Annotated in this window: 6 protein-coding genes; 5 read left to right on the forward strand and 1 reads right to left on the reverse strand. The window is 56.2% G+C overall.

What is annotated here, in order from left to right; translation table 11 throughout:
- Positions 1 to 171: 171 nt before the first annotated feature.
- Genes zapE through ABWP81_RS08470 form a run of 3 tightly spaced genes read left to right on the forward strand, consistent with a single transcriptional unit; the run spans position 172 to position 4,024 of the window.
- On the forward strand, positions 172 to 1,281 hold the full coding sequence (gene zapE / locus ABWP81_RS08460) for a cell division protein ZapE (RefSeq protein ID WP_353141043.1): 1,110 nt from the start codon (positions 172 to 174) through the stop codon (positions 1,279 to 1,281).
- Positions 1,278 to 1,886: a hypothetical protein gene (locus ABWP81_RS08465; protein WP_353141044.1), complete on the forward strand. Its 609-nt coding sequence runs from the start codon at positions 1,278 to 1,280 to the stop codon at positions 1,884 to 1,886. The genes zapE and ABWP81_RS08465 overlap by 4 nt, the downstream gene beginning before the upstream one ends.
- A gap of 11 nt (positions 1,887 to 1,897) precedes the next feature.
- On the forward strand, positions 1,898 to 4,024 hold the full coding sequence (locus ABWP81_RS08470) for an ATP-dependent DNA helicase (protein ID WP_353141046.1): 2,127 nt from the start codon (positions 1,898 to 1,900) through the stop codon (positions 4,022 to 4,024).
- On the opposite strand, the gene ABWP81_RS08475 is transcribed toward ABWP81_RS08470, so the two are convergent.
- Positions 3,993 to 4,802: an outer membrane protein assembly factor BamD gene (locus ABWP81_RS08475; protein WP_502905529.1), complete on the reverse strand. Its 810-nt coding sequence runs from the start codon at positions 4,800 to 4,802 to the stop codon at positions 3,993 to 3,995. The genes ABWP81_RS08470 and ABWP81_RS08475 overlap by 32 nt on opposite strands.
- A gap of 14 nt (positions 4,803 to 4,816) precedes the next feature.
- Here ABWP81_RS08475 and ABWP81_RS08480 point away from each other — a divergent pair, with 14 nt between their 5' ends.
- Both ABWP81_RS08480 and scpB read left to right on the forward strand, forming a co-directional pair.
- Complete coding sequence (locus tag ABWP81_RS08480) at positions 4,817 to 5,869, forward strand: RluA family pseudouridine synthase (RefSeq protein WP_502905528.1); 1,053 nt, start codon at positions 4,817 to 4,819, stop codon at positions 5,867 to 5,869.
- A 146-nt stretch (positions 5,870 to 6,015) separates the two neighbouring features.
- Positions 6,016 to 6,696 (forward strand): SMC-Scp complex subunit ScpB, encoded by a 681-nt coding sequence (gene scpB, locus ABWP81_RS08485; protein WP_353132284.1) that lies wholly within the window; start codon positions 6,016 to 6,018, stop codon positions 6,694 to 6,696.
- Positions 6,697 to 6,726 lie beyond the last annotated feature (30 nt).

Raw genomic sequence — 6,726 nt, forward strand, 5'->3', positions numbered from 1 at the left:
ACATTGCACGCATTTGCCATGCGCATCCTTCGTTGTCTGAGGCCACGAAAGAGGCCGCTTTGGCGGTGGACAAACGCACGTTGAACTTTTAAAAAAGTTGCACTGCTTTGCGTTTCAAAGCCCGCTGGCAGCAGCGGGCTTTTTGCATGAGCAAGGCACAATAGAACTCTTATGTCAGCTAATCAACCCGTTCATCAAAACTACCTCAAAGAACTCGAAATTCGTGGCTTTCAAAGCGACCCTGCGCAGCTGCGCGCTATTGATGCTTTAGAGCGTTGCGCCACGGAATGGGCCGCTTACAAAGAGAAGCGTTCAAGCCCGCTGAAAAAACTGGTCAACCGCCCGCCCATTCCGCGCGGCGTGTACATGTTTGGCGGGGTGGGGCGTGGCAAAAGCTTCTTGATGGATTGCTTTTTCGAGGCTGTGCCGATCAAGCGCAAAACCCGTTTGCATTTCCATGAGTTCATGCGTGAGGTGCACCGCGAGCTGCGCGAGCTGCAAGGCACCGTGAACCCGCTGGATGTGTTGGGCAAGCAAATGTCTAAGCGCTTTAAGCTGATTTGCTTTGACGAGTTTCATGTGGCCGACATCACCGACGCGATGATTCTGCATCGCTTGCTCGATGCTTTGTTTGACAACGGCGTTGGCTTTGTCACCACTTCTAACTTTAAGCCTGACGATTTGTACCCGGGCGGCATGCACCGCGATCGCATCTTGCCAGCGATTGCATTGCTCAACAAAGAGTTAGAGATCATCAACGTGGACAATGGGACGGACTACCGCCGTCGCACCTTAGAGCAAGTGGAGCTATATTTGCGCCCCTTGGGCGCCAAGGCCGATGCTGCGATGACCGATGGCTTCAACCGATTGGCCGAGTGCCAAGACCAAGACCCGGTGTTGCACATCGAATCGCGTGAAATCAAAGCCCGACGCCGCGCCGGTGGCGTGGTGTGGTTTGACTTCAAAGACTTGTGCGGTGGCCCGCGTTCACAAAACGATTACTTAGAGATTGCCAGCCAGTTTCACACCGTGCTGCTTAGCGATGTGCCACTCATGCCCGTCAACAAGGCGGCTGAAGCGCGCCGCTTCACTTGGTTGATTGATGTGCTGTATGACCGCCGAGTGAAGTTGATGCTGTCTGCCGCTGTTCCGCCTGAAGAGTTGTATACCGAAGGCCCCATGTCCCACGAGTTCCCGCGTACGGTGTCGCGTTTAAATGAGATGCAGTCGGCAGAGTTTTTGGCGCTCGAGCGCCGCACGGTGGACACAGGGTTGACATGAACAAGGCCCTGATTTGCTTCTTGTTTTTTGTACCAGTGGGGGCTTGGGCTGTGGGCCTTGAGCCTGCAACCAATCCTGCGGTGCATGCGCCCGCTGATGCAGCAAGTCATGCTGAGCCTGAATTCCCCTCTGCGGCTGAGCGCAATGACGAACGTTTACGTTTGAGCGGTGAGCGTCAGGCTCTTGAGGATCAGTACAAACAAGACATGCAGCAGTGTTATCAAAAGTTTGATGTCACCAGCTGTCGTTTGAAAGCACGAGAGCGCCGCATTCAAGCTAATGCGGCACTGCGCAAAGAAGAGCTGCGCTTCAATGCTCAGGAGCGTCAGATTCATGCGCTAGAGGCCCGCCGTCAATTGGCTGAGCGCGCCAGCGATGCTGAGCAAAAGAAAGCCCAAGCCGATCGTGCGGCTGCTGTGGTTGCTGCAAAAGATCGCGCTGATGCCAACGCGCAAAAACAAATCGACCACGCTCTTCAAGGTACCAAGCGAGGTGAGTACGAGCAAAAACAACGCGAGGCCGCGCAGCGCCGTGAAGACGTCGCCAAGACGATTCGCGAGCGCAAAGGTGAGCCCGCAGCCCCGCTACCCGTGCCTAACAAATGAGCCACCCTTAAATGAGCCACCCTTTGCGTGACTTGGTGCAAGAGGCCTTTGCGCCTTTAGGTGTGCTTGCTCGTGCCACAGATCATTTCAGCCCTCGTCAAGGTCAAACCGACATGGCGCTGGCGGTGGCCGATGTGGTGGCGCATGGTGGCAGCTTGGTGGTGGAGGCGGGCACTGGCGTAGGCAAAACCTTTGCTTATTTGGTGCCTGCGTTGCTGAGTGGCGAACGCGTGTTGCTGTCCACCGCCACCAAGGCTTTACAAGACCAACTGTTTGCGCGTGATTTACCGCGTTTGGTGCAAGCGCTTAACTTGCCCGTTCGTTTAGCCTTGCTCAAAGGCCGTTCCAGTTATCTGTGCACGCATCGAATGGAGATGGCACGGCGCGACACGCAGATACCTGACCGTCACACCGTGCATTTGTTGTCTCGCATTGAGACCTGGTCGCTCAGCACCCGCACCGGCGACTTGGCAGAGCTGCCTGGCTTGGATGAGCGATCGCCCTTGATTCCCCTCATCACGTCCAACCGTGAAAACTGTTTGGGCTCGCAATGCCCCAAGTTCAAAACCTGTCATGTCAACGCCGCACGTCGCGAAGCGCTGGGTGCTGATGTGGTGGTTATCAACCACCATTTGTTTTTTGCTGATATGGCCGTGCGCGAAACCGGCATGGCCGAGTTGCTGCCCAGCGTGCGCGTGGTGATTTTTGATGAAGCGCATCAGCTCAATGAAGTGGGTGTGAATTTCTTAGGCCATCAACTTGGCACGGCGCAGTTGCTGGATGTCACACGCGACATACTGGCCACAGGCTTGCAACTGGCGCGTGGTTTGGCCGATTGGCAGGGCGTGTGTTCGGGTTTAGAGCGCGCAGCACGCGAGTTGCGTTTGATGGGTGGTAAACGCCACAGTGCCGTGAAGTTGCGATGGACCGAAGAGGCGCCAGAAGGCATTCATGACGGTGCGTGGGCCCAGTCTTTACAAGATGTGGGTGCTGCCTGCGTGCAGGCTTTACAAGCGCTAGACACGGTGAGCGAAATTGCCCCCGACTTCATGCGCTTACACGACCGCGTGGCTGAGATGGCCAAACGTGTCGATGCCTTTTTAAACCCATGTGCGCCCGATGCCGTGCGGTGGGTCGATATCAGTGCCTCGCAAATGCGTTTGATGGAAGCGCCTTTAGACATTGCCGAAACCGTGCGTGAACGGTTGATGAAGCAACCTTCTGCGGTTACCCATGTCGCCCTAGACCAAGAGCCACCTCCTTGGCAAGACGAGCCATCGATGGCCGTGCCATCGGCGACGGATGACAAAGCAGGCGAGGGGGCTTTGGATGCACGCCCCCGCAGCTGGGTGTTTACGTCTGCCACTTTGGGCGATGACCCGCGCTTACGCTGGTTTACCGAGCCTTGCGGTTTAGAGTCTGCCACCGTGTTGCGTGTGAGCAGCCCGTTTGATTACCCCTCGCAAGCCTCGCTGTTTGTGCCGCTCGACATCGTGCGCCCCAACGATCCTGCGCACAGCACACAAGTGGCTGCGCTTGCCAGTGACGCTGTGCGTCGTTTGGGTGGCCGAACATTGGTGCTCACCACAACGTTGCGTGCTTTGCGAGCGATTGGCGATGTGATGAAGCAGCAGCTCGAAGGTTCAGGCATCGAGGTGTTGGTCCAAGGCGAGTGGCCCAAGCGCCATTTGATGGCGCGTTTTCGTGAAGGCAGCAAGGCGGGTGAGGGTGGTTGCGTGCTGGTGGCCTCGGCCACGTTTTGGGAGGGCTTTGATGTTCCGGGTGATGCGCTGCAGTTGGTCATCATTGACAAACTGCCATTTCCGCCGCCCAACGATCCGTTGGTTGAGGCCCGCAGCAAGCGTTTAGAGGCACAAGGCCGAAGCGCTTTCAACGACTACTTTGTGCCCGAGGCTGTGGTGGCTTTGAAACAGGGCGCAGGTCGATTGATTCGTACCGAGTCTGACCAAGGGGTGCTGGTGTTGTGTGACAACCGCCTGGTGACCACGGGTTATGGGCGTCGCTTGTTAGCAGCCTTGCCGCCCATGCGTCAGTTGCAAACGGCAGAGGCTTTGGCGCAATCTCTAGAAGCGATGAGCCAAGAATTTATTTCCAGAGCTTCCACCACGACGTTTTAGTGGCCGCGCGTTCTGGATACAACAGTGTGCTGTTGGGGTAGGAATTTTCTAAAACACGTCGGGTGTCGTCGCGCAGTTGCACCAAGCCCAGCTTGTCGTAGGACTGCACCATGATGAACAAGGCTTCTTCTACCGCAGGCACATCGCGGTATTCCTGCACGGTTGTTTGAGCGCGGTTGACAGCAGCCACATAGGCACCGCGCTGGAAGTAAAAGCGTGCCACATGCACGTCTGAACGAGCTAGCGAGTTCTTGATAAAGGCCATGCGCAAGCGGGCGTCTTCTGCATACTTGGAGCTTGGGAAGCGAATCACCAATTCGCGGAAAGCTTCAAAAGATTCTTTGGCTTGCTTGGGGTCACGCTCTGCCAAATCTTGCTGGGCGAAGTTGGAGAAGAGCCCTAAGTTGTCGTTGAAGTTCACCAAGCCCTTTAGGTAGAGCGCATAGTCCAACGCAGGACTGGCAGGGTGCAGCTTGATGAAGCGGTCGAGTGTGGCCACGGCTTGCACGGGTTCGTTGGTTTTGTATTGCGCCCAAGCTTTGTCGAGTTGCGCTTGCTGAGCCAAGGCTGTGCCAGCGGCACGGCCCTCTAGCTTTTCATACATGCCAATGGCTTTGTCGTAACCGCCCGCCGACATTTCGTCTTTGGCTTCGTTGTAGAGCTTGTCGTTGCTCCAATCCTTGGTTGGGTCGTAGTTGCTGTCAGCGCATCCAGATAAAAGAATAGCGGTAGACAGGCCAATGGCCATCCACACAGTCGATAATTTGAGTCGTAACACCACAGGTCAACCTCTTGAAGCAAAGTAAATCCATTCTATCGGCTCAGCCGCCATCCATTGCACCCATTGCGGAGGATGTTTTGCCTGATGAGCATGTCGACCTCATCGACGGACCTGAAGTGGAAACCCGTGAACTCTCCATTCCCAATGACTTGCATGGCGAGCGTTTAGACCGTGCTTTGGCTGTGTTGCTGCCTGAGTTCTCGCGCAGCTTCTCTCAGCAGCTGCTCAGCGATGGTTGTGTCAGCTGCGTATTGCCCACACTTCGCGTGATGACCAAGGCTTCGGCCAAGGTGCGCATGGGTGAGCGGTATCAGCTGATTTTGAGGCCCACGCCGCAAAGCCAGGCTTTCAAGCCCGAAGACATTCCAATTGATGTGATTTACCAAGACGAAGACTTGCGCGTGCTGTTCAAGCCCGCAGGTTTGGTGGTGCATCCCGCTCCCGGCAACTGGAGCGGCACTTTGCTCAATGGCTTGCTGGCTTTAGATCCCCAAGCTGTCATGTTGCCGCGTGCGGGCATCGTGCATCGCCTAGACAAAGACACCAGCGGCTTGATGATTGTGGCGCGCACGCGACGCGCCATGGACGCTTTGGTCGCCATGATTGCCGAGCGTGAGGTGCACCGCGAATACCTAGCCGTGGCCTACCGCAAATGGAGCGGTACGACCGTGCGTGACATCGAGGCCGCGATTGGTCGCGACTACCGCAACCGCCTGCGTATGGCGGTGGTCGATCTCGAGCGTTTGCCAGGCAAAGAAGCCCACACCACGTTTGAGTGCCTCAGTAGCCAAGAAGAAGCTTGTCTGGTGCAGTGCACTTTGCATACCGGCCGCACACATCAAATTCGCGTGCACATGGCTCACTTTGGCCACCCTCTGGTAGGCGACTCGCTCTATGCTGGCCCCATGACCTTTGGCATTGACCGCCAAGCCTTGCACGCATTTCGTCTGAGCTTTGAGCATCCCATCACCGGTGAGTCTTTAAAATTTGAGGCCCCGATCCCTGACGATATGGTCAAATTGCTGGCAAGTTTGGGCCTCAAGCGCCCCGAAGAAGCCGCTTAAGCCGCCTCCGCTACAATGTTGTCTCACGCTTGTGAAAGCGGTGAGCCCTTTGGCTCTGACTCGTGCCATGCCCCGCATGGCCCTTACCAGCCTCGAGATCAATTTTCGTAGGCCTTTTCCTCGACCTTCGACCCGGAACTCTCACGATGAACACCGTGGATGCCAAGCGCGTACTTGAGACCGCCCTGATTTGCTCACACCAACCAATACAGATTCGCGATTTGCGCGTGCTGTTCTCTGACGCCTTGGGCGCAGACACCATTCGCACCCTGCTCGAAGAGCTCCAGCTTGACTGGGCGCAGCGTGGTGTTGAATTAGTGCAGGTGGCCACCGGTTGGCGCTTTCAAAGCCGCCCAGACATGCGCGAGTTTTTGGATCGCCTGAACCCTGAGAAACCCCCTAAATACTCACGCGCTGTGATGGAAACCTTGGCCATCATTGCCTACCGCCAGCCCGTGACACGTGGTGACATGGAAGACGTGCGCGGCGTGACCATTAACTCGCTGGTACTTAAACAGCTCGAAGACCGCGGTTGGGTGGAAGTTATTGGCCACCGTGAAACTGTGGGTCGTCCTTCTTTGTTTGCTACCACGCGCCAGTTTTTGGACGATTTGGGCTTGGCCTCGCTTGATCAATTACCCGTCTTTGACAGCGCGCAGGCGCAAGCCAATGCCTTTGCCCGTTTGGGTGAAGACGATCCATCTTTGCAATTGAACATGGCGCTTGAATCGACGGACACAGTCGATGCCGCAACGCCTGCCCCTATTTTTGAACTTTCCTCACCCAGAGATCCCGCCCAAACCGGCGATGCACCGAATGAACACTAACAACCACGACCTGGGTGGCAAGCCAATAGA

This window comes from Limnohabitans sp. (assembly GCF_040401135.1).
Classification (GTDB): Bacteria; Pseudomonadota; Gammaproteobacteria; order Burkholderiales; family Burkholderiaceae_C; genus Limnohabitans.

Coding starts and splice junctions, on each gene's coding strand:
- zapE (WP_353141043.1), top strand. CDS start 172: ATGTCAGCTAATCAACCCGTTCATCAAAACTACCTCAAAGAACTCGAA.
- ABWP81_RS08465 (WP_353141044.1), top strand. CDS start 1,278: ATGAACAAGGCCCTGATTTGCTTCTTGTTTTTTGTACCAGTGGGGGCT.
- ABWP81_RS08470 (WP_353141046.1), top strand. CDS start 1,898: ATGAGCCACCCTTTGCGTGACTTGGTGCAAGAGGCCTTTGCGCCTTTA.
- scpB (WP_353132284.1), top strand. CDS start 6,016: ATGAACACCGTGGATGCCAAGCGCGTACTTGAGACCGCCCTGATTTGC.